Annotated in this window: 22 protein-coding genes; 8 read left to right on the plus strand and 14 right to left on the minus strand. The window is 68.1% G+C overall.

Annotated elements, in window-relative coordinates; all coding sequences use genetic code 11:
* Nucleotides 1–2: 2 nt before the first annotated feature.
* Both ACLIVD_RS18325 and ACLIVD_RS18330 read right to left on the minus strand, forming a co-directional pair.
* Complete coding sequence (locus ACLIVD_RS18325; protein WP_317567293.1) at nt 3–326, minus strand: AzlD domain-containing protein; 324 nt, start codon at nt 324–326, stop codon at nt 3–5.
* Entirely contained in the window at nt 323–997 is a 675-nt protein-coding gene (locus tag ACLIVD_RS18330) for an AzlC family ABC transporter permease (RefSeq protein ID WP_491932831.1), read from the minus strand. The genes ACLIVD_RS18325 and ACLIVD_RS18330 overlap by 4 nt, the downstream gene beginning before the upstream one ends.
* A gap of 86 nt (nt 998–1,083) precedes the next feature.
* On the opposite strand from ACLIVD_RS18330, the gene ACLIVD_RS18335 reads away from it, so the two are divergent.
* The 3 genes from ACLIVD_RS18335 (at nt 1,084) to ACLIVD_RS18345 (ending at nt 3,330) form a co-directional block, all read left to right on the plus strand.
* The gene (locus ACLIVD_RS18335) at nt 1,084–1,638 is read left to right on the plus strand and encodes a helix-turn-helix domain-containing protein (RefSeq protein WP_043793370.1); all 555 of its coding nucleotides are present in this window, start codon (nt 1,084–1,086) and stop codon (nt 1,636–1,638) included.
* A gap of 119 nt (nt 1,639–1,757) precedes the next feature.
* On the plus strand, nt 1,758–2,117 hold the full coding sequence (locus tag ACLIVD_RS18340) for a YciI family protein (RefSeq protein WP_009480529.1): 360 nt from the start codon (nt 1,758–1,760) through the stop codon (nt 2,115–2,117).
* 1 nt (nt 2,118) lies between these two features.
* Nucleotides 2,119–3,330, plus strand: coding sequence for an RNA polymerase sigma factor (locus ACLIVD_RS18345; protein ID WP_283353665.1), 1,212 nt, complete (start codon nt 2,119–2,121; stop codon nt 3,328–3,330).
* A 13-nt stretch (nt 3,331–3,343) separates the two neighbouring features.
* Here ACLIVD_RS18345 and ACLIVD_RS18350 read toward each other — a convergent pair whose 3' ends face one another.
* The 7 genes from ACLIVD_RS18350 to ACLIVD_RS18380 form a co-directional block, all read right to left on the minus strand.
* Nucleotides 3,344–3,820: a hypothetical protein gene (locus tag ACLIVD_RS18350; protein ID WP_491932833.1), complete on the minus strand. Its 477-nt coding sequence runs from the start codon at nt 3,818–3,820 to the stop codon at nt 3,344–3,346.
* 141 nt (nt 3,821–3,961) lie between these two features.
* Nucleotides 3,962–5,161 carry a Fic family protein gene (locus ACLIVD_RS18355; protein ID WP_283353629.1) on the minus strand — a complete coding sequence of 400 codons (1,200 nt, stop codon included), beginning with the start codon at nt 5,159–5,161 and terminating at the stop codon, nt 3,962–3,964.
* 85 nt (nt 5,162–5,246) lie between these two features.
* Complete coding sequence (locus ACLIVD_RS18360; RefSeq protein ID WP_283353628.1) at nt 5,247–6,173, minus strand: metal ABC transporter permease; 927 nt, start codon at nt 6,171–6,173, stop codon at nt 5,247–5,249.
* Between the two features lie 6 nt (nt 6,174–6,179).
* A complete protein-coding gene (locus ACLIVD_RS18365; protein ID WP_283353627.1) occupies nt 6,180–6,917 on the minus strand; it encodes a metal ABC transporter ATP-binding protein in 738 nt (245 codons plus the stop codon).
* Nucleotides 6,914–7,777 carry a metal ABC transporter substrate-binding protein gene (locus ACLIVD_RS18370; protein WP_491932895.1) on the minus strand — a complete coding sequence of 288 codons (864 nt, stop codon included), beginning with the start codon at nt 7,775–7,777 and terminating at the stop codon, nt 6,914–6,916. Before ACLIVD_RS18370 ends, ACLIVD_RS18365 begins: the two co-directional genes overlap by 4 nt.
* A gap of 136 nt (nt 7,778–7,913) precedes the next feature.
* Nucleotides 7,914–8,591, minus strand: a complete 678-nt coding sequence (locus ACLIVD_RS18375) for a hypothetical protein (RefSeq protein ID WP_491932834.1) — start codon at nt 8,589–8,591, stop codon at nt 7,914–7,916.
* Between the two features lie 112 nt (nt 8,592–8,703).
* The gene (locus ACLIVD_RS18380) at nt 8,704–10,095 is read right to left on the minus strand and encodes an NAD(P)/FAD-dependent oxidoreductase (protein ID WP_491932835.1); all 1,392 of its coding nucleotides are present in this window, start codon (nt 10,093–10,095) and stop codon (nt 8,704–8,706) included.
* Between the two features lie 156 nt (nt 10,096–10,251).
* Between ACLIVD_RS18380 and ACLIVD_RS18385 the strand changes: the two genes are divergently transcribed.
* Nucleotides 10,252–10,797, plus strand: coding sequence for an Lrp/AsnC family transcriptional regulator (locus ACLIVD_RS18385; protein ID WP_491930388.1), 546 nt, complete (start codon nt 10,252–10,254; stop codon nt 10,795–10,797).
* Between the two features lie 51 nt (nt 10,798–10,848).
* Here ACLIVD_RS18385 and nrdH read toward each other — a convergent pair whose 3' ends face one another.
* The 5 genes from nrdH to ACLIVD_RS18410 form a co-directional block, all read right to left on the minus strand.
* Nucleotides 10,849–11,076 carry a glutaredoxin-like protein NrdH gene (gene nrdH / locus ACLIVD_RS18390; protein ID WP_491930389.1) on the minus strand — a complete coding sequence of 76 codons (228 nt, stop codon included), beginning with the start codon at nt 11,074–11,076 and terminating at the stop codon, nt 10,849–10,851.
* Between the two features lie 1,223 nt (nt 11,077–12,299).
* Nucleotides 12,300–13,190: a PfkB family carbohydrate kinase gene (locus tag ACLIVD_RS18395; protein ID WP_283332403.1), complete on the minus strand. Its 891-nt coding sequence runs from the start codon at nt 13,188–13,190 to the stop codon at nt 12,300–12,302.
* A 200-nt stretch (nt 13,191–13,390) separates the two neighbouring features.
* Complete coding sequence (locus tag ACLIVD_RS18400) at nt 13,391–14,467, minus strand: ABC transporter ATP-binding protein (RefSeq protein WP_283332404.1); 1,077 nt, start codon at nt 14,465–14,467, stop codon at nt 13,391–13,393.
* A 93-nt stretch (nt 14,468–14,560) separates the two neighbouring features.
* Nucleotides 14,561–15,484, minus strand: coding sequence for a glycoside hydrolase family 68 protein (locus ACLIVD_RS18405; RefSeq protein ID WP_491930390.1), 924 nt, complete (start codon nt 15,482–15,484; stop codon nt 14,561–14,563).
* On the minus strand, nt 15,484–16,608 hold the full coding sequence (locus ACLIVD_RS18410; protein WP_491930391.1) for a LacI family DNA-binding transcriptional regulator: 1,125 nt from the start codon (nt 16,606–16,608) through the stop codon (nt 15,484–15,486). Before ACLIVD_RS18410 ends, ACLIVD_RS18405 begins: the two co-directional genes overlap by 1 nt.
* 101 nt (nt 16,609–16,709) lie before the next feature.
* On the opposite strand from ACLIVD_RS18410, the gene ACLIVD_RS18415 reads away from it, so the two are divergent.
* Genes ACLIVD_RS18415 through ACLIVD_RS18430 form a run of 4 tightly spaced genes read left to right on the plus strand, consistent with a single transcriptional unit; the run spans nt 16,710 to nt 21,526 of the window.
* Nucleotides 16,710–18,059: an ABC transporter substrate-binding protein gene (locus ACLIVD_RS18415; protein ID WP_491930392.1), complete on the plus strand. Its 1,350-nt coding sequence runs from the start codon at nt 16,710–16,712 to the stop codon at nt 18,057–18,059.
* The gene (locus ACLIVD_RS18420) at nt 18,056–19,003 is read left to right on the plus strand and encodes a carbohydrate ABC transporter permease (RefSeq protein WP_283332408.1); all 948 of its coding nucleotides are present in this window, start codon (nt 18,056–18,058) and stop codon (nt 19,001–19,003) included. The genes ACLIVD_RS18415 and ACLIVD_RS18420 overlap by 4 nt, the downstream gene beginning before the upstream one ends.
* A 2-nt stretch (nt 19,004–19,005) precedes the next feature.
* On the plus strand, nt 19,006–19,830 hold the full coding sequence (locus tag ACLIVD_RS18425) for a carbohydrate ABC transporter permease (RefSeq protein WP_491930393.1): 825 nt from the start codon (nt 19,006–19,008) through the stop codon (nt 19,828–19,830).
* 46 nt (nt 19,831–19,876) lie between these two features.
* Complete coding sequence (locus ACLIVD_RS18430; RefSeq protein ID WP_283332410.1) at nt 19,877–21,526, plus strand: glycoside hydrolase family 13 protein; 1,650 nt, start codon at nt 19,877–19,879, stop codon at nt 21,524–21,526.
* Nucleotides 21,527–21,826 lie beyond the last annotated feature (300 nt).

Here is a 21,826-nt window from a genome sequence, read left to right on the forward strand (position 1 = left end):
CCTCACGGCACCCCGAGGAGCCGCAATCCGGCAGTCGCTGCGGCCGCGGACAGGACGATCACGACGAAAGGTGCCTTCCGCCAGGCGAGTATGCCCGCGACGACGACGCCGGTGGGACGCGCCACTCCGGCGAGGTCGTGGCCTTCGGTGAGCGCGGTCGTGCCCACCAGTGCGGTGAGCAGAACCACGGCGGCCGTCGCCATGGTCCGCTCCACCCACGGCCGGGTGGCGATCCGTGGCCGCAGCACCGGTCCCGCGAACCGGAAGGCGAACGTGCCCGCCGCAAGGACCCCGACCGACCCGATCAGCACGAGGTTCCCGGTCACGGCAGCACCTTCCGCCGCACACCGGCACGCAGCCCCACCAGCGCCGCCAGCACCGGAAGCCCAGCGGGCAGGAAGGGCGTGGTGGCCAGGGCGATCACACCGCCGGCCAGTGCCGGCACCCGCACGTCCCGATCGCGCAACGCCGGCAGCACCAGCGCCAGCAGCACCGCCGGGAACATGGCGTCCAGTCCCAGCACCGCGGGGTCGCCGATCGCCGAGCCCGCCACCGCGCCGAGCACGGCCCCGAGCGGCCAGCACACCGCGATCCCCACACCGCACGCCCAGTACGCGGCGCGCCTGCGGTCGGCGTCCGTCTCACCGAGGGCGAACACCACCGACTCGTCGTTCATCAGGTGACTGCCGACGACGCGGCGCAGCCCGCGCCCCAGCACGTCACCGACCGCCAGACCGAACGGCAGGTGCCGCGCGTTCACCAGCAGCCCGGCGATCGTCGCCGCGACCGGGCTTCCGCCTGCCGCGACGATGCCGACGAACAAGAACTCCGCAGATCCGGCGAGGACCAGCACCGACAGCGCGACGGGCAACCAGGCGTCCAGGCCCGAACCCACCGCGATGGCGCCGTACGACATGCCGACCAGTCCGTCGGCGAGGCACACCAGCGCGATGTTTCGGAGGACCCGCGAATCGAGTGTTCGCTTCATCGAACGCATGACTTCTATACTGAACACATGGTGCATCGTTCGTCAAGACGAACATCGCGACCAAAATAATGAACGGGTTGTCGGGAAGGGAAACCATGGCAGGGCAATCCCCACTGGGCTACATCGGACCCTCGCTGCGTCGCGAACGCGAACGCTCGGGTATGTCCCTGACCGAGGTCGCCCGCCGCGCCGGGGTTGCGAAATCCACACTGTCCCAACTGGAATCGGGGGGCGGCAACCCGAGCGTCGAAACCCTGTGGGCCCTCTGCGTCGCACTCGATGTGCAGATGTCGCAACTGTTGGACCCGCCGCGGCCGCGCGTGCAGGTCATCCGGGCCGACGAAGGACCGGAACTGACATCCGACCGGTCCGACTACCGCGCCACCCTCGTCGCGTCCTGCCCGCCGTCCGCGCGCCGGGATCTATACCGCCTCGCCGTCGAACCCGGCCCCGCCCGGGAGTCCGAACCGCACATGCCCGGGGTGGTCGAGCACGTCATCCTCAGTGCCGGGCGCGCCCTCGTCGGCGTCGCGGGTGATCCGGTCGAACTCGGACCCGGCGACTACATCGCCTACCCCGGCGATGTCGCACATGTGTTCGAAGCGCTGGAGCCGGGCACCCGCGCCGTCCTGGTGTCCGAACACAACTGAGGACATTCGGCGAAATTTCTCCGCCCAGGGTGTCGATTCGGAAGGGTGACATTCGTATAGGAGGTGAGAGCCGGCCACATCCGCAGTCGCCGGCTGTCCGATCCGAGGAGGAACCCGAGATGACCCAGTACCTGTTGAGCGTGTACCAGCCCGACGGACCCGCTCCCGAACCCGACGTCCTCGCGAAGATCGGCGACGACCTCGACGCCCTCAACCAGGAGATGGTGTCCGCGGGCGCGTGGGTGTTCAGCGGGGGACTGTGCGCCCCCACCACGGCGACCGTGCTGCGGGCCCAGGGCGGGGACGTGCTCCTCACCGACGGCCCCTACACCGAAGGCAAGGAACATCTCGGCGGATTCACCATCGTCGAGGCGCCCGACCTGGACGCCGCCCTCGAATGGGGTCGCAAACTCACCCGGGCGACGACCCTTCCGATCGAGGTCCGGCCGTTCGTACACCACGGTGGAGCCGGCGACTGACGTGGTCGGGTCCGCCGACATCGAACGGGTGTTCCGCGAGGAACACGGCCGCGCGGTGTCCGTCCTGGTCGGCGTGTTCGGCGACCTCGACATCGCCGAGGACGCCGTCCAGGACGCGTTCACCGAGGCGGTGCGGCGCTGGCCCTCGTCCGGGCTGCCGCCGAGCCCGGCCGGATGGATCATCACCACCGCCCGGCGCCGCACGATCGATCGGCTCCGGCGCGAGGCCACCCGGCACGACCGCCACGCGCAGGCCGCCCTGTTGCTCGCCCGCGACGAACCGGTGGAGGAGGGCGTCGTGCACGATGACCGGCTACGCCTGATCTTCACGTGCTGCCACCCGGCGCTCGCCCCCGCCGCCCAGGTCGCGCTGACCCTCCGCCTCCTGGGCGGGCTCGGCACCGCGGAGATCGCGCGCGCATTCCTGGTCCCCGAGCCGACCATGGCGCAGCGCCTCGTCCGGGCCAAGGGGAAGATCCGGGACGCCCGGATCCCCTACCGGGTGCCGAGCGAGACCGATCTGCCGGACCGCCTCCGCGCCGTCCTGGCCGTCGTCTATCTGATCTTCAACGAGGGCTACACGGCCAGTTCCGGGGACCGGCTGACGCGGGCGGACCTGTGCGCCGAGGCCATCCGCCTCGGCCGGGTCCTGGCCGCGCTGATGCCCGACGAACCGGAGGTCACCGGGCTGCTCGCGTTGATGGTGCTGATCGAGTCGCGGCGAGACGCCCGCACCGACGGCGACGGCCGGCTCGTGCTCCTGCCCGATCAGGACCGCAGTCGGTGGGATCGTGACCTCGTCGCCGAGGGGCAGTCGCTGGTGCGGGAGTGCCTGCGACGGAACACGCCCGGGCAGTATCAGATTCAGGCCGCGATCAACGCCGTCCACAGCGATGCGGAGACGGCCGCCGACACCGACTGGTGGCAGATCCTGCAGTTGTACGACCAGTTGATGTCGGTGGCGCCGAGTCCGGTGGTGGCCCTGAACCGGGCGGTCGCCGTCGCCGAGGTCAGGGGACCGGAGCAGGGGTTGGCCCTCGTCGACCAGCTCGACCTCGGCAAATACCACCTGTACCACGCGGTGCGGGCCGATCTGCTCCGCAGACTCGGACGTCCCGACGAGGCGGCGCGCGCATACGAGACGGCGCGCGACCGCACCGAGAACGCTGCCGAGCGGGAATTCCTTCGGGAACAGCGCGATTCGCTCCGATGACCCGGACTGCCGGTCAGAGACCCAGGCCCGGCGGCAGGCACACCGACCCGAAACACGTTTCCGTGCTCACGGTGACGGGGAGAGGCTCCGCCGTCGCCGGCTTCGCGTATGCGGTCTCCGGGAGCGGCGCCGAACCCCACACCTCGTCACCGGGGCCCGCGTTCTCACTGCAGATCCAGTGGACCAGGTAGTCGCCGTCGGGCACCGCGTCGAACACGAAGTCCCGCGGTCCCGGCCCGATCACCACATTCGATGCGTGGAACACCGCCACGGACTCGGGGTTCACGATGTCATCCGCCGCATGCAGCCCGCCGAGTCCGCACACGATGTCCGCACCGGTGTCGTTCGCGATCGTCGTCGTGACGGTGCTCCCGGCCACCGCGGCGGCCAGGGTCACGTCGGGTGGGTCCGCGGCGACGGGAGCGGCCAGGAACAGGGGGAGGGGGCCTGCGGCGATCAGCGTGACCGCGGCCCGGGGCACGAGTGTCATCAGCGGAACCTTCGTTCTCGGCGGTCTCACTCCGGACTTCACGGTGTTGATACCCGCGGTGCGGGCGGATAAACGGCGGCGGGCGACACGTCAAGTTCCCCCGGTGGATCATTCGACGGCACCCGCCGGGGATCGGAGCATTCAGCGTCGGCGGCGTTTGGCGCGGGCGGCGAACTCGTCCAGCACCCGGACCACGTCCTTGGCCTGCCAGATCCGGTTCCGTCGCCCGTCGGTGATCTGGGTGAGGATCCCGGCGTCGACCAGGCGGTCGATGGCGATCTGCGCGTTGGCGCCGGTCACCCCGAGCGTGGATGTGACGAGCTTGTTGTCGACGACCGGTTGGCGAAGGAGCAAGTCCACCAGCCGGTGTACCGCCGCGCCGCGCCGCGCCGTCACACGGGTGCGCCAGTCGGCTCGAACCGCTTCCAGGTCCTGAACGAGGGTGCGACCGTTGGCGACCGCACCGAACGATGCCTCCGCGATCGACCGGACGATCGGCTCGACGTTCCCGGACCGGTACTCGCCGAGTGCGTCGAAATACTCTGCGGTGTCGTGTAGTAGGCCCGCGGACACCGGAACGGCAACACTGCGGGTGAGCTGTCCGCCGCGCAGCATCGCCTGGATCAGGGCGCGTCCGACACGCCCGTTGCCGTCCGGGAACGGGTGGATGGTTTCGAACTGCGCGTGCGCGACCGCTATCTGCGCGATCACGGGCACATCGACGCGGTTGGCGAAGACGATCAAGTCGTCGATCAGTGCGGGAACCCGGTCATGGTGCGGGGGGACGAATTGCGCGGTGTGGGGTCCGAGGCTTCCGCCGCCGATCCAGACCTGCTGCTGCCGCCATCGACCGGCGATGTTCGGATCGCCGTGTTCGAGCAGCGCGCGATGCATCTGCAGGATCGCCTCGGCGTCGATGGAGTCGGACAACTCCAACGCGGCGTGCATGGCGCGGACGTTTCCGACGATCAGGCGGGCGTTGCGGGAGGCGTGCTCGCCGAGTTCGGCCAGCGCGATCTGCCGCGCCCCGCTGCTGAGGTTCTCGATCTCCGAGCTCGACGCACTCTCGGTGCGGAGCAGAATGGAGGCGAACGGGGCGGTGATGTGGCCGACCTCGACGTCGAAACGGGTGAGCTCGGTCGCCGCGTCCTCCGTCAGCGATTGCAGCTCGCCGCTCAGTGAGATGGTTTGCTCCGCGATGAACGCCGGTACTGCCGCACGGTAGGGGCCGGCAGTGAGGCGCCGCTCGCGCCGAGAGCCGTAGTCGCCGGCGGTGCTGACCCACGGATGCTGCTCGTAGGCGACAGGAGGCCACAAGAGTCCGCCGTTAACCGATGCCACCCAGCGAACATACCATTGGTTAATAAGTTATCCAATGGTATGGACCCTGGGTAGTGGCGGTGTGCAACGCGATCGAGCGCCGGTTCTACGACTTCGGTTCCGGCGCCCAAGCGTGTTCCGCGTGATTCTCGGTGTTCCCGTGTTCATCACGCTGTGACCGGCGTCGCCGGGAGGCGGTGATTCGGCGACCGATGATTCCGTGCTGGGGTGCGAACAGGTAGACCAGCGCGAATGCCGCACCCTGGGACAGCACCACCATGCCGCCGCTGGCCGTGTCGAGGTGATAGCTCAGGTACAGGCCGATGACGGCGCAGGCTGCCGAGATCGCCGGGGCGATGACCAGCATCCGGTGGAAGCTGTCGGTCAGCAGGTACGCGGTGGCTCCGGGAATGATCAGCATCGCGACGACCAGGATGACGCCGACGGCCTGCAGGGCCACCACCGCCGTCAGGGCCAGCAGCCCCAGGAGCGCGGCCCCGAGCAGGCGCGGGTTCAGGCCGATCGCGTGGGCGTGGGTGGGGTCGAAGGCGTACAGCGTGAAGTCGCGGCGCTTGACGATCAGTGCGACGAAGACGAAGGCCCCGAGTAGGGCGATCTGGACGAGGTCGGAGCGGCTCACACCCAGCAGGTTGCCGAAGATGATGTGGTTGAGGTCGGTTTGGCTCGGGGTGACCGAGACCAGCACCAGCCCGAGCGCGAACAGGGTGGAGAACACGATGCCGATCGCGGCGTCCTCCTTGACGCGGCTGGTGTCGCGGACCACCCCGATCAGTGCCACGGCAAGGAACCCGAAGATCACCGCGCCGATCGCGAACGGGGCGCCGACGATGTAGGCCAGGACGACGCCGGGCAGGACGGCGTGCGAGACCGCGTCACCCATCAGTGACCAGCCGATCAGAACCAGCCAGCACGACAGCACCGCGCACACCACGGCGGCGATCAGGGTGGTGATCAGCGCGCGGACCATGAAGTCGTAGCGCAGCGGGTCGACGAAGAAGTCGATGACATCCATTGATTCTCAGGTCCTTGTCATGACGTCGAGGCCGAAGGCGGCCGCCAGGTTCTCCGGTTGCAGCACGACCGTCGGGTCACCGTGCATGAGGACGGTGCGCATCAGCAGGATCGCCTCGTCGGCCAGGGTGGGCAGTGCGTGCAGGTCGTGGGTGGAGACCAGGATCGCCGCACCCGCGGCCGCGAGTTCACGCAGCAGTGCGGTGATGGTGGCTTCGGAGCGTTTGTCGACCCCGGCGAACGGTTCGTCGAGGAGAAGGATGGTGGCGCCCTGTGCGATTCCGCGGGCGACGAAGGTGCGCTTCTTCTGGCCGCCGGACAGTTGCCCGATCTGCCGGTCCGCCAGTTCGGTCAGTTCGACGCGTTCGAGGGCGTGGTCGACGGCCTCGCGGTCAGCTCTGCCGGGCCGCCGGGTCAGCCCCATGTGCCCGTAGCGGCCGGTCATCACCACGTCCCGCACCGAGAGGGGGAACGTCCAGTCCACGTCCTCGCTCTGCGGAACGTAACCCAGCACACCGGTCTTGCGTGCCGCGGCGGGCGCCGTGCCGTTGATGCGGACCGTGCCGGAGTCGGGTTTGACGGTGCCCATGATCGTCTTGAACAGGGTGGACTTTCCGGAACCGTTCATGCCGACGAGACCGCAGACGCGTCCGGGGTGCAGGGCAAGCGAGACCTGGTCGAGCGCAAGGACATCGCCGTAGTGGACGGTGACGTCCTGCACCTCGACGGCCGGCCGGGTGGTCATGATTGCTGCCCGTTCAGTGCGGCGGTGAGGGTGTCGGCGTCGTGCCGGATCAGATCCAGGTACGTCGGCACGGGCCCGTCCGCCTCGGACAGCGAGTCGACGTAGAGGGTGCCACCGAACGCGGCGCCCGTGGCTTCGACGACGCGTTGCATCGGCGCATCCGACACCGTGGATTCGCAGAACACCGCCGGAACCCGATTGTCCTTGACGAACTCGATCGTCGAAGCGATCTGCTGGGGCGTGGCCTGCTGTTCGGCGTTGACCGGCCAGATGTACTTCTCGGTCAGCCCCGCGTCCCGGGCCAGATACGAGAACGCTCCCTCGCACGTGACCAGCGCCCGTTCGTTAACCGGCAATGCTCCCAGCTCGGCGACCAACTCGTCCTGCACCTTCTGCAACTGCGCCTTGTACGCGTCGCCGTTGATGCGATAGTCGGCCGCATGCGCGGAATCGAGCTCGCTGAACGCGGCGACCATGTTGTCGACGTAGATCTGCACGTTCAGTGGTGACATCCAGGCGTGCGGATTCGGTTTGCCCGCGTAGGCGTCCTCGCCGATGGCGATCGGCTCGACGCCGTCGCTGACGACCACGTGTTCGACGTCCAAGCCGTCGACGAACTGGGCGAACCACGCCTCCAGGTTCATCCCGTTGTCGAGGATCAGGTCGGCCTCGGCTGCCTTCTTGATATCGCCCGGGGTGGGTTCGTATCCGTGGATTTCCGCGCCGGCCTTGGTGATCGACTCGACGGTCACGTGCTCGCCTCCGACGTTCGCGGCGATATCGGCGAGAACGGTGAACGTGGTCAACACCACCGGTTTGTCGTTTTCCGGCCCGTCGCCCGTGCCGCATCCCGACAGCATCAGCGCCGTGGCAAGCGCTGTCAGCACGGCGGCACCGGCTGCCGGCTGTCGTCGCGCAGCCACCTTGAAGCCCGTTGTTTTCACGGTCGAATCATAATGTTCGGCTGACCGAAACCACAAGAGGGCGGAAACGCAGTCACGTCGTCGGTCGACGGAAGTCGCCGTTGGAGCCCGCCTGGGACCGCCGTGCCGCGACCGTGTCGGCGCTGGACCCGATCGTGGGCGCGAGCCGCCACAACCCAGCGGCGGCGAGAATGTGCCACAGCGCGTGGCCCTGCAGGACACTGCTGGGCCGGCAGATCGACGTCCGGTCGCCGATGGTGCCGAGCAGCGCGCCGGACACGAGAAGCAGTGCCGCGACGACGGTCGTGCGCCGCAGCTGCGGATGGACGCGGGCGCGTTCCAGACCGAGTCCCACGGCGACCGCGGCGAGTATTGCCTGCACAATCGTGGAGGCCGTCGGGCCGGCCGCCACCGCGGGGATCATCATGACCGGGACGGCAAGCCACCACACCGGCGACAGCCGCCGGCCGAACCGGTTGGAGGCGGCGTCGACGGCGAGGTAGGCCAGCAGTGTCGCGATCGGGATGTCGTGTGCGTAGGCCTGCCAGGGTGGGTTGGGTCCGTGTGCAACGAGCGACCCGGCGCCGACCGCGATGACAAGGAGGCCGTACGTCACGGTCGGCGCGCCGTGCGGACGACGCGCGACGACCGCGAGACCGGCAATCACGAAGGCGAGGCTGGTGACGGCGGCCGCCGGCTGCCCGCTGAAACCTGCGTCGCGATACAGCTCGCAGGCATTCGCCAGCATCATGTCTTCGAGGTTTCCAAAGAGGTCCGCCGGCCGCAATCGCGGTAGCGCCGGCGGGAAGATGGGCAGGCAGTCACACGGTGGCCCCCGTGCGGACACCGAAGTCGGTGTCGTGTCAGCTCGCCCGCGCGACGTCGGCTTCCGTGTCCTCGATGCGGCGTTCGAGGTAGTGCAGTTGCGCGATCGCGTTGCGGGCGGTGATCTGCTGGTGGGTGTTGGTCAGTTGACCGCGCCAGGTGCCGAGGAAGGTCCAGGCCCACGACAGCAGGGTCGCGAGGCGGCTGCGGAAGCCGACGACATAGACGACGTGCACGGCCAGCCACATGATCCACGCGAGGAAACCGGTCAGCTCGAGGCCGCCGATCTTGGCGACCGCGTTGAATCGGCAAATGGTTGCCATCGAGCCCTTGTCGCGGTACCGGAAGGGGTTCCGTTCCGGTACCGGGCGTCCCTTGGCTGCGGCGGTGACCTCGGCGGCGATCTGTTTCGCGGCGTAGCGGCCCCCTTGGATCGCGACCTGGGCGACGCCGGGCAGACGATCGCGCGACATCATGTCGCCGACAACGAACACATTCGGATTGCCCGGCACGGTGAGGTCTTCGTCGACGGCGACGCGGCCTGCGCGGTCGATGTCGGCGCCGGACTGTTCGGCGAGCTGGCGACCGAGGGGACTCGCGGCCACTCCCGCGGACCAGACCTTGCAGGCGGATTCGATGCGGTGCTCGGTGCCGTCGGTGTCGCGAACGGTTAGTCCGTGGGCGTCGACGTCGGTCACCGACGCACCCAGCCGCACCTCGACGCCCAGCTTTTCGAGGGTTTCCGCCGCCTCGGAGCCGAGGTTGTCCCCGAACGGCGGCAGTACCGCCGAGGCGGCGTCGAGCAGGACGATCCGCGCATCCCGGGGATCGAAGTTGGAGTACGCCCCGACGAGTGTGCGGTGTGCGAGTTCGGCGATCTGGCCGGCCATCTCGACGCCGGTGGGTCCGGCACCGACGACGACGAAGGTGAGTAGGCGTGCCCGCTCCCGCGGGTCGGTGGTGACCTCTGCCTGCTCGAACGCGCCGAGGATCCGGCCGCGGAGTTCGAGGGCGTCGTCGATCGTCTTCATGCCGGGTGCGTGTTCGGCGAAGTGGTCGTTGCCGAAATAGGACTGCTGCGCCCCGGCGGAGACGATGAGGCTGTCGTATCCGGTGACGGTGATCTGCCCGAGGTGTTCGGACGTCACCGTACGTTCGGTCAGGTCGATGGTGGTGACGTCGCCGAGTCGGACGGCGGCGTTGGCTTGGTCCTTGAGGATCATCCGCGTCGAGGGGGCGATCTCGCCTTCGGAGAGGATGCCGGTGGCCACCTGGTATAGGAGGGGTTGGAACAGGTGGTGGGTGGTGCGGTCGATCACCGTGACGTCCACGTCCGCGCGGCGGAGGGCCTTCGTTGCGAACAGCCCACCGAAGCCAGATCCGATGACGACGACGCGGTGGCGCGCGGGCGGGGACTGGGGGTTGCTCATGGTGAGCCTTTCCGATCACGCCCAGGGGCGACGATCTCGGTGTCGGGGGAGATGGATGTCAGGGTTCAGACCAGCAATTCGACTGGCAGGCATCAATAGTGAACAAGCGGCGCAGGTAAGCCAAGGTGAGAGAACAAAATTCTCTAGACTGAGCCGATGAAGAAGAATGTTTCAGGCGCGCCGTATGCCGAAGGCTCGGGATCGAATGATGTTCGAACGGGGGCGCCGATCGATGACGTCGACCGAATCCTCCTCGATCAACTCTCGCGCGACGCGCGTACCCCGAACAACGCCCTCGCCGCCCTCGCGGGCATCGCCCCCTCGACCTGCCTGGGCCGCGTGCGTTCCCTGATCGATCGCGGAGTGATCCGCGGCTTCCATGCCGACATCGATCCCGCCACCCTCGGCAGGGACCTGCAGGCAATGATCGCAGTTCGAGTACAGGCCAACGCAAGACAGCATCTCGGGCAGCTCGCCGAGCAACTCGCCACCGTCGACGAGGTGCTGAACGTGTACTTCATCGCCGGCGCCGACGACTACCTCATCCACGTCGCCACCGCGAGCAGTGAAGAGCTGAGACGCTTCGTCCTCGACCACCTCAGCGCACATCCCGCGGTCGCCTCGACGGAAACCATCCTGATCTTCGAGCACGTGCGCCCGCGGCACCGAGCGCCCCGGGCCGAGCAATCGTCGGGCCGATGAGGACCTCCACCGTCGACGCTGCCGTCGTCCGGGGGCCGAGACCGGTACCCGTCAGGCTGCCGTGAGCGCCTTGATGCGGTCGGGCCGGAAACCCGCCCAATGGTCGTCACCCACCACGACGACAGGGGCCTGCAGGTAGCCGAGACCTTTTACGTAGTCATGGGCGTCGGGGTCTCGGGTGATGTCGACGATCGTGTAGTCGAGCCCCTCGTTGTCCAGGGCGCGGTAGGTGGCGGTGCATTGCACGCAGGCCGGCTTGCTGTAGATCGTGATGGTCATGGTGCACTCACGCTCCGTGATGTGTGCCGGCGGGGGACCGGAAGCATATGTTCTCCGGCCCGGGTTCGCGCGCTGACAGCGCGGAGGTGCCGAGTCCCGCGAACGCATCGAACATACATTCGATTATCTGTTATGGTGACCTTTCGGCGCCGGTGACGGTGTAGGGAAGACTCCGTCACTGGCGCCGTCAACGCAGCGGAAAACACGAGAGCCGTTGTCGTGCAATGCTTGTCGGATAGATTCCGGAGTATCGACACGGGGGAGAAGCGTCAGGACGCGGCCCTAACGTCCATCCCGGCGAGTCGGGCGCTGTGCCGTTCCGGGCCGCTGTGGCTAGGGCGCATCCATGACTTCGTACCGGATTCCTCAGCGTTCAGGGACGGACGCACTCGTTCTCGGTTCCCGCACCCGTTCTCGAGGCCGAGAACGGGTGCGTCTACGGAAAGGGTGCGCGGCTGTCACCCACAGCGCTCGACGCGCCGACGCTGCCGACCCGTCGTCCGGGTGTGGAGGTCGCCGGTGGCGCGGGGCAGGCCCTGCGATCCACTAGTTGACATAATGTCGATTATCGGCAAAAGGTGGCATTTTATCGCCGCAGGTCAGAGGTCCGGATTTGGCCTGCCTGTTTACCCGCAGCCAGTTCTGCGTCGATCTGGTCCTCGGGCCCGTCCGGCACTTGTTCGCCGCGTATCCGACTCGATGCGTCGGCCTCGTAGCGTCGCGGCTGATGCGTCCGTCGGCGCGCTGAATAATATTCACGCCGCCGGATGTGCGGCCCCGGACCGCTAAGGCCAATTCGGCGGTGTCGTCGAGTGGCCCGCTTTTCCGAATGAATGTTCGGTTTCGGGTCTCCCCTCCCTCCGCCCATGCACCCTTATTACGTCACTGTGACGTAATGAGGGTGCATCCGGTTCCACTCGGAACGTGGCCGGCTTCGGTATCACCCGTGCCAGGATCGAAGGGCACTCCACAACACGTTCGGAAAGGGTGTGCCGGTGTCCGAATTGCTGGCCTTCGACGATGAGCCCGAACCTCGGACTGCGCTCTGGCATGCATGCACGAGGGTTCCCACGGCCGCCCCGGGCGACTCGGTGACGGCCGTACTGAGCGATATGACCACTAAGCGATACGACTGCGCTTCGGTCGTCGCCGTACTGGTCGCCGGCAGGCTCGTGGGTGTCGCACCGATCGAACGTATGTTCGGTACCCCCGGTTGTGCGTCGCTACGCGACGTCGATGGCCTGTGCGGCGCAGAGGTTCGCGTGGTGCAGGATGCCTCGGAGGTCGTCGAGGTCGATCGCCCGCAGTGGCCGACTAGTGTTGCGGCCAAGCAGACCACGCCCGGTCATGGCGTGCAGAAGTCCGGCCATGAATGCGTCACCCACCCCGGCCGGGTCGCCGATGTCGACGCGATGGCCACGCACACGCACCGACCCGCTCCTGGTGTAGCCCGTGGCTCCGGCCGCGCCGTGGGTGACGACCACGATCGCCGGGCCCCGAGACATCAACCACCGCATCGCGTCACCGTGGCGCTCGCCCGGCCGCACCCATTCCAGGTCCGCGTCGCTCAGCTTGACGATATCGCTGCGGGAGATCATCTCGTCGATTCGTACGATCGAGATGTGCCGGGGGCCCATCGCTGAGGGCCTGACATTGACGTCGTAGCTGATGGTCGTGTCCGGGTGCCGGCGGGAGACGAGTCGTGCCACGTCATCGGCGCCGGGTGCTCGGACGACGGCGATGGAGCCGACGTGCAGGTGATCACACGACGGGACGTCGGTGTGGACGAGATCCCAGCTGAGAACCACGGTTTCGGTGTCGGGTCGGTCGGGGTGGGCGGTGACTGTGGAGGTGCGGGCGGCGGGATGACCTGCCTGAACCACTCGGACGCCGCAGCGGGTGAGCTCGCCGTGGAGGGCGCGGCCGTGGCGGTCGGCGCCGAACGTCGTCAACAGGGTGGTGGCGATACCGAGCCGGCGAAGGCTCCGCGCGAGGAGAGCAGGACTACCGCCGACCCGTTCGCGGGTGCAGTCGCCACCGATCGTGATGTCGATGAGGGATTCCCCGACGACGGCGATGTCGCATCGGGCGGTGGAGGTGGTGGTGGTGGTCATGTCGGGAGGCTTCTCTGCTGGTTCGGGAGGGGGTGGGCCGGTGACGGGTGTTCCCGGTTCGGTTCCGTCTCGGGCCTGATGAGGGGCGGGCGGCGGTGGCGGCCCGACGGCGAGATCGCCCGGTTGTCCGAGCACGTCGGTGCGAATCTGATGCTGGCAGTCCATGCCGCGAGGCACGAAGCACTCAGCAGCCGTGGCTGCTATTGCGGTAGCCGTGCGCCGCCGGGAGTGTTGGCGAAGAGGTGGGCGTGCGTCGGGTCGATGCGGACGTGCACGGTCTGGCCTTTCTCCGGTGGGTTTCGCCAGTCGACCCTGGCCACGATTGGTTCGTGCCGTCCGCCCACCTGGGTGCGTCCGAAGATGAACGCTTCGGAGCCGAGTTCCTCGACGACGTCGATCTCGAGTTCGAGGCCGGCGTTGGCGAGTTCGACGTGCTCGGGCCGGATCCCGAACACCACCTCGGAGCCGGCGGACGACAGGGTGTCCCGCGGCACCGGAATCACCTGCTCGCCGAAGCGGATTCCGCCGTCCGTTACCGGCAGCGTGAACAGGTTCATCGACGGTGAACCCATGAATCCGGCGACGAAGACGTTCGCGGGCCGGCGGTAGAGCTCGCGGGGGGACGCGCACTGCTGCAGCACGCCGCCCTTGAGGACGGCGACCCGGTCGCCCATCGTCATGGCCTCGACCTGGTCGTGGGTGACGTAGACGGTGGTGGTGCCGAGTCGGCGCTGGAGCTGGGCGATCTGGGTGCGGGTCTGCACGCGCAGTTTCGCGTCGAGGTTCGACAGCGGCTCGTCCATCAGGAACACCTGGGGTTGCCGGACGATGGCGCGGCCCATCGCCACCCGCTGTCGCTGGCCGCCGGAGAGGGCCTTGGGTTTGCGGTCCAGGTAGTCACGGAGGTCGAGCATGTCGGCGGCCTCCCCGACGCGCCTGCGGATCTCGCCTTTGTCGGTACCCGCGAGTTTGAGGGCGAAGCCCATGTTCTCCGCGACGGTCATGTGCGGGTACAGGGCGTAGTTCTGGAAGACCATCGCGATGTCGCGGTCCTTGGGTTCGGCGTGCGTGACGTCGTGGCCGCCGATCAGGATCTGCCCGCCGTCGAAGTCCTCGAGTCCGGCGAGCATCCGCAGCGAGGTGGATTTGCCGCAGCCGGACGGGCCGACGAGGACGAGGAACTCGCCGTCCTCGATGTGCAGGTCGAGTTGATCGACCGCGGGGACGTCCGAGCCGGGAAAGAGCCTGGTCGCGCGGTCATAGGTGATTGTTGCCATGAGAATTGAATCCCTCCACCGGCAGGAACGTGCCGGACGATCCGAGTGAGTGAGGTGGGGTGGTGCGTCTGTGGCGCGGGTGTATCGGTGGTGTCAGGTCGTCGGTGTCGAACTTTCTGTGGCGGTGGGCGGGAGGTAGCTCGAGGACGAGATGGTGCCGAATTGCGGTCCGTCGCTGTTGAAGCCCCACGTCATCCAGTTGCCGTCTCGTGCCTGCCGCATCTGCACCGCGTACAGGTCCGCGGTGTCGACATTCTTCGCGTCGGTGACCTTCCACGGCCCGAGCAGGGACTGTCCCTCGGCGATCCACGTCCCCGCACTGTGCTCGGCAGTCACGCGGGCGTTCTTGGGCGCGCAGGAAAACACCAGGACTGGCTTTCCCTGGACGTCGTGGACTTGGAGCACCTCCATTTCGCCGAAGCCGGCGGGCGCCGACAGTGGGGGTTGGATGTGCCAGTGGTTCAGGTCGTCGCTGGTGGCGTGGCCGACGACGGCGCGGCCCTCGGGGTCGCCGGTGTTGGCTCGGGCGGTGATCAGCATGTGCCACTGACCGGCATGTTCGAAGACATAAGGGTCGCGCCAGGCTTCGTCGGGCCAGGTTCCTTCGCCGAGGCGTTCGTACCAGCGGCCGTCGGCCTCGAGGACGAGGTCGGGGTCCTTGGTCCAGGTCAGCAGGTCCGGGGAGGTTGCGCGGCCGATGCGTTGTTTGAGGCCGTTCTCGGCCCGGCTCACTCCGGTGTAGAACATGCTCCAGAGTCCGCCGGTGTCGCGGACGACGGAGCCGGTCCAGGTGGCGAGGTCATCGAAGGCCGGGCCATCGGAGGGCGCCAGCGCGTCGGCGGTGAGGGTCCATTCCTCACCGTCCGGAGACGTCGCGTGACCGATGGTCGCGCGGTAGTGGCGGCGTTCGCGGTCCTGCAGGGCGCGCGAGGCGCGGAGGAAGAACAGGTGGTAATCGGTGCCGTCGTCGGTCATCCAACTGTCCCAGACCCAGTGGTCGGGAAGGGCGAGTCGCATCATCTCTCCTGGGGGTGCGCGGGAACCGCGGGGCGGCTACCGGCAAGTTCGGGGTGTGGGTCGTCGGAAGAAGCCGCGAGTGACCGAGCGTGATCCGGTGCGGGTCCGGTGCTGCCGCGGACGACGAGTGTGGTCGGTGCGGTGACGGCGGTGGGGGCATCCCCGTCTGGGATGGGGGCAAGTGCGTCGAGGACGAGTCGGGCGGCGATCTCGCCCTGCTCGCGCACGGATTGGTGCACGGTGGTCAGGTCGGTGAGTGCGGCGAGCGGATGGTCGTCGATTCCGACGACGGAGACGTCCTCAGGAATGCGCAGGCCTCGGCGGCGCAGTGTTCGGATCGCTCCGAGGGCGAGTTCGTCGCTGTGCGCGAAGACGGCGGTCGGAGCCGATTCCGGGGTGGCGTCGAGGATGTCGGCCATCGCCTCTGCGGCGTTGAGGCCGCCCCAGTCGACGTCGCGGACGAGGCAGTGGTCCACAGCGATGCCCGCTCCGGTCAGTGCGTCGACATACGCCTCCGATCGACCGGAGCGTGCCGGCCACCCGGGCTGATCGGGGTCGTGGGCGGCGATCATGGCGATCCGCCGGTGTCCTGATTCCAGGAGGTGGTCGACGGCGAGCCGCCCGGCGTGGTAGTCGTCGATGCAGACATAGGGGTAGTCGGCGCTCTGGCCGCCGGCGGCGACGATACCGACGCCCATCAGTGCGAGCCGTTCGCGCTCGCGTTGATCCACCGGGAACGCGACCACCACCACGGCGTCGACCTTCCGGCGGGCGGGTAACCGGGTGAAGAAGTCCTGGCGATCCTCGGGGCCACCGACCTGGTACAGCAACAGGTCGAAGTTCGCTGATGCGAGCACCGTCTCGATTCCATTGACCATCTCGCCGAAAAACCAGCGCTCGATATGGGGAACGACCAACGCCACCCGTCGGGTCCGCCCGCCGGCCAGGCGGACCGCGTCCGGGGAGACCACGTAGTCGAGGCGACGGGCGATGGCGAGGACCTTCTCTCTCGTGGCCGCGGAAACCCCGTACGAGTCGTTGAGAGCGCGGGAGGCGGTCGTCAGCGAGACGCCGGCTTCCCGGGCGACGTCGCTGAGACTCAAAGAACCAGGTTGATCGGGCACGAGGCGATGGTAGCCCGACCGACCTTGATTTCGGAAGCGCTTCCGACATACGCTTCGGAAGCGCTTCCGAATTGTGATGCGCGTCTCAATGCGGAGGAGCTATGGACTCACACCACTCGAACCGGGGCCGGTGGGCGCGCAGGTTCGCCGCGGTCGCCGGAGCCGCGATCCTGCCGACGGCGGTGGCCTGCGCGCCGCCGGGCAGCGGCTACACCACGACAGCCCCGACGGAGCCGGTAGCGGTGAGCACGGATCTCGGTACCGACCCGATCGAGTTGACCCTGTACGACGGGGCGGGGCTGAAGAAGATCGACGAGGCGTTGATCGCGGCGTTCACCGAGCGCCACCCGAACGTGACCATCACCGCGCGCTATGACCCGGACGAGGTTCAGGCGGTCAACGCGCCCCGGGTGCTCGCCTCGGACAACCCGCCGGACATCGCACGGATCATCGCGCTGCCGGCGGCGGTGGCCAACCGCCAGCTCACCGCACTCGATCCGTGGGCCGAGGCCTACGGCTGGAACGAGCTACCGGAAGGGCAGATGGCCATGTACCGGGTCGATGACGCCGGGGTCCGGGGCACCGGCCCGCAGTACACGATGGCCAGCGGATTCACCCTGACCGGTCTCTACTACAACGAGGAGCTCGCGACCCGGATCGGAATGACCTCACCGCCCACCACCGTCGAAGAATTCGAGCAGGCACTCGCGGCGGCGAAGACTACCGGACTGGTCCCGATCATGGCCGGCAACAAGAGCGCGCAGGTCACCTTCCTGGTCCAGATGATGCTGAACACCGCCCTCGGCCAGGACGCGGTCAACGACTGGGTCTTCAACACTCCCGGCGCCACCCTCGACACCCCCGCCGGCGTCGATGCGGCTGCGGTCGTGGCCGACTGGGCCGCAAAGGGGTACTTCCCCCAGGACACCAACGGCACCGACGCCACCGCCGCCGCCGGACGGTTCGCCGCCGGCGAGGCACTGTTCTACGCCTCCGGGAACTGGGATGCCGCGACCCTGCAGACCAAGATGGGCGAGGACGTCGGCTTCGTTCTCCCGCCGGCACCGGCGGGGGCGCCCGTGCTGGCCATGTCGGATCCGGTGTCCAACTTCGCGATCCCCTCGGGCTCGGACGACAAGAACGCCGCCGCAGCCTTCTTGGACTTCCTCCGTTCAGATGCCGGACGGCAGGTCGCGGTCGATGCCGGTTTCGCCCCGGCCGGCACCGGCAAGGTCCCGGCCACCGCGCCCGGATCGCTGGGTGCTCAGATCCAGGCCGCCTTCGGCAGGCTGGTCGCCTCGGGCGGCCAGGTCCAGTTCGTCCAGAACGCCACCAACGGCATGTCCGGCACCTGGTTACCGCAGGTCCAGATGCTCGCCGCCGGCCGAACCACATCCGGGCAGATGATGGCCGCCGTCCAATCCGCCTACCAGCAGGACCTTCTCCGATGACCTCCACCGCGCACACCCCCCAGGCCTCCCCCGTCCGGGCGTTCGGTCACCGCGCCGCAACCCGGCACGACCGGGGGCACCGCGCCAAACGAGCCCTGACCGGATGGCTGTTCGTCCTCCCCGCGGCGCTGGTGTACACCGTCTTCGTCCTGCGGCCGCTTGTGACCACCATCTGGTACTCCCTCTACAACTGGGACGGCATCTCCGTCGGCAGCTGGGTCGGACTCGGCAACTACGGCCGCGTCCTCACCGACCCGCAGTTGCTGTCCTCGATCGGCCACGCGTTCTTCCTCATCGCGTTCTTCACCGTCTTCCCGGTCATCGGCGGACTTCTCGTCGCCGCACTGCTCCAGGAGATCCGCATCCGCGGCCTCGGAACCCTCACCCGCACTCTGCTGTTCCTGCCGCAGATCATCCCGGGCGCCGCGGCGGCGGTCGCCTGGGTGTGGATGTTCTCGAGCAACGGCACCGTGAACCAACTCCTCTCGGCCGTCGGCCTCGGCGGCCTCACCCGCTCGTGGCTCGGCGACTTCGACTGGGCACTGCCCGCGGTCGGCATCATCGGCACCTGGCTCGGGCTCGGATTCTGCACCATCCTGCTCATGGCGGGCATCGGCAAGATCGACATCGCGATCTACGAGGCCGCCCGCATCGACGGTGCCGGCTTCTTCAGCACCTTCCGGTACGTCACCGTCCCCGCCCTGCGGGCCGAAATCGGGGTCTGCGTCACCGTCACCATCATCGCCGCCCTCGCCAGCTTCGACATCGTGTTCATGTCCACCCAGGGCGGTCCCGGCTACGCGACCACCGTGCCCGGCGTCCAGATCTACCAACTCGGTTTCACCGAAGCCCGCGTTGGCCTCGCCAGCGCACTCGCCGTCGTCCTGACCGGCCTGATCCTGCTGGTCATCCTGCCGATCCAGCGCTTCTTCAGAGAGAAATAGCCATGAAAACCTCCGTCCGCCAACGCATCCCCGGACTCGCCCTGCTGCTGGGCACCATGATCTTCTCGATCCTGCCGTTGCTGAGCATGCTGTCGGCGGCACTGCAACCGCAGGGCACCGTCCCCTTGGGACTGTCGTGGCCGTCGAACCCGCAGTGGCACAACTTCCTCGACGCCTGGCGCGTCGCCGAGGTGACTCCCCTGCTGGTCTCGAGCATCATCCTCGTCGCCGGCGTCGTCCCGGTCGCCGCGTTGTTCGCCGCGATGGCCGGCTACGGGCTCGGGCAGCTGAAGGTCCCCGGCGGCACCGTCGTGTTCCTGCTAATGCTGCTGGGGTTGACCCTCCCGCGGGAAGCGACGATCGTGCCGCTCTACTACCAGCTGCGCGAGATGAATCTGCTCAACACCCGCCTCGGGCTGATCCTGGTCCTGATCGGCACGTTCATGCCGTTCGCCGTGTTCTGGATGCGCGCGCATTTCCTGTCCATGCCGAAAGAGCTCACCGAAGCCGCGGCCCTCGACGGTGCCGGCCCCTGGCAGGCCTTCCGCCGCATCCAGATCCCGCTCGCCGTCCCGGCGCTGGCCTCGCTGTGCCTGCTGCTGTTCCTGTGGACCTGGAACACCTTCCTGCAGGCCATCGTCCTGATCGACGACCCCAGCAAACGCACCATGGCGGGCGCACTGCAGAACTTCGTCGGCCAGTACTCCACCGACGTCGTCCTCCTCAACGCCGGATCACTGCTGATCATGGCACCGACCATCGTGGTGTTCCTGCTGTTCCAACGCCACTTCGTCAAGGCGATGATCTCCGGCGCCGTCAAGGGCTGACTCCGCACCGAGCATGAACTCCCGACCCACCAACCCCGAGGACACCATGACCACATCACCCCAGTGGTGGCACGACGCCGTCATCTATCAGGTGTATCTGCGCAGCTTCGCCGACTCCGACGGCGACGGCATCGGCGACATCACAGGCCTCCGGGACCGCTTGCCGTACCTCGTCGACCTCGGCGTCGACGCCGTGTGGATCACCCCCTGGTACCGGTCACCGATGGCCGACGGCGGCTACGACATCGCCGACTTCCGCGACATCGACCCGCTCTTCGGCACCCTCGACGACGCGGACACCCTACTGGCCGCCGCCCACGCCGCCGGGCTCCGCATCATCATCGACCTGCCCGCCAACCACACCTCGCACACCCACAGCTGGTTCCAGGACGCCCTGGCCAGCGCTCCCGGTTCGCCCGAGCGCGCCCGGTACTTCTTCCGCGACGGACGCGGCGACACCGGTGAGCGCCCTCCGAACGACTGGATCAGCGCCTTCGGCGGACCGGCCTGGACCCGCACCACCGACCCCGACGGACAACCCGGCCAGTGGTACCTGCACCTGTTCGCCCCCGAACAACCCGACCTCGACTGGACCAACCCGGAAGTGCGCGCCGACTTCGCCGACGTCCTACGGTTCTGGTTCGACCGCGGCGTCGACGGCATGCGCATCGACGCCGTGTCGGCCATGGCCAAGGTCCCCGGCCTGCCCGACGCGGGCCACGCACCCGGAGCCCGTTTCGAATCCAGCACCTGGGTCGACAACCCGCACTGGGATGTCGACGCCCTCCACGACATCCTGCGCGAGTTCCGCACCATCGCCGACACATACGGGCCAGACCGCATGTTCGTCGCGGAGGCGATCGTCCGCAGCCCCGAGCGCCTGGCCCGCTACGTGCGACCGGACGAACTGCACACCGCCTTCAACTTCGACTTCCCCCGAGCCGGCTGGAACCCGGCAGTGTTGCGCGCCGCGATCGACCGCAGCCGCGACGCGCTCTGCGAGGTCGGAGCGCCGGCCACGTGGGTGCTGTCGAGCCACGACGAGACCCGCCACCTCACCCGATTCGGGCGCGCCGACACCAGCACATTGCCCATGACCCTGACCGCCGGCACCGACTCCGATCTCGCCCTCGGCACTCGACGCGCCCGCGCCGCCGCCCTTCTTATGCTCGCCCTGCCCGGCGGGGCCTACCTCTACCAGGGCGAAGAACTCGGACTCGAAGAAGTCACCGACCTCCCCGAAAACCTGCTGCAGGATCCGACCTGGGAACGATCCGGGCACACCATCCGCGGCCGCGACGGATGCCGGGTCCCGCTGCCCTGGAACGGTGATCACCCGCCCTTCGGGTTCGCCGCCGACGACATCCAGCCGTGGCTGCCCCAACCCAGCTCCTGGAAGTCGAAGACCGTCGCCGCCGAATCCGGGGACCCCGACTCGATGCTCACCCTCTACCGCACCGCACTCCGACTCCGCCGCACCCTGCCCGCCCTGCGCGGGGACGACTTCGCCTGGCAGCCCTGCGCCCCCGATGTCCTCGCCTTCGACCGGGGACCATCCTTTCGGTGCGTCGTGAACCTCTCCAGCGGGCCCGCCCCGATCGACGCCGGCGCAACCGTCCTCCTCTCCTCCGGCCCCCCGACGGACGCTCTCACAGTTCCACCGGACACCACGGTCTGGCTCCAGACCACACGATAGGAGAGCGATACGACCACCCCGGTGCCTACATCGGCGGACCGCAGACCACGCGTGCCCGAAGTCGACCCACAGGGAACCACCATGACCACACACCACCCCGACGCATCCCCCATTGCTGCTGATCAACCCCACCGCGCGCAGGCCGACGACCGCATCTGCAGATCCCGGACGGGGCATCGTCGACAGGCCTATCGTCAAGTGCCGGCACCTCACGACAGGGAGGCGGAGGAGATCCTCCGATTCGCACGAATCTGGGCGCCCTATGGCGGAGCACCCGATGACGAGACATTCCAACGATTC

The sequence above is a fragment of the Rhodococcus sp. G6(2025) genome, from assembly GCF_058628105.1.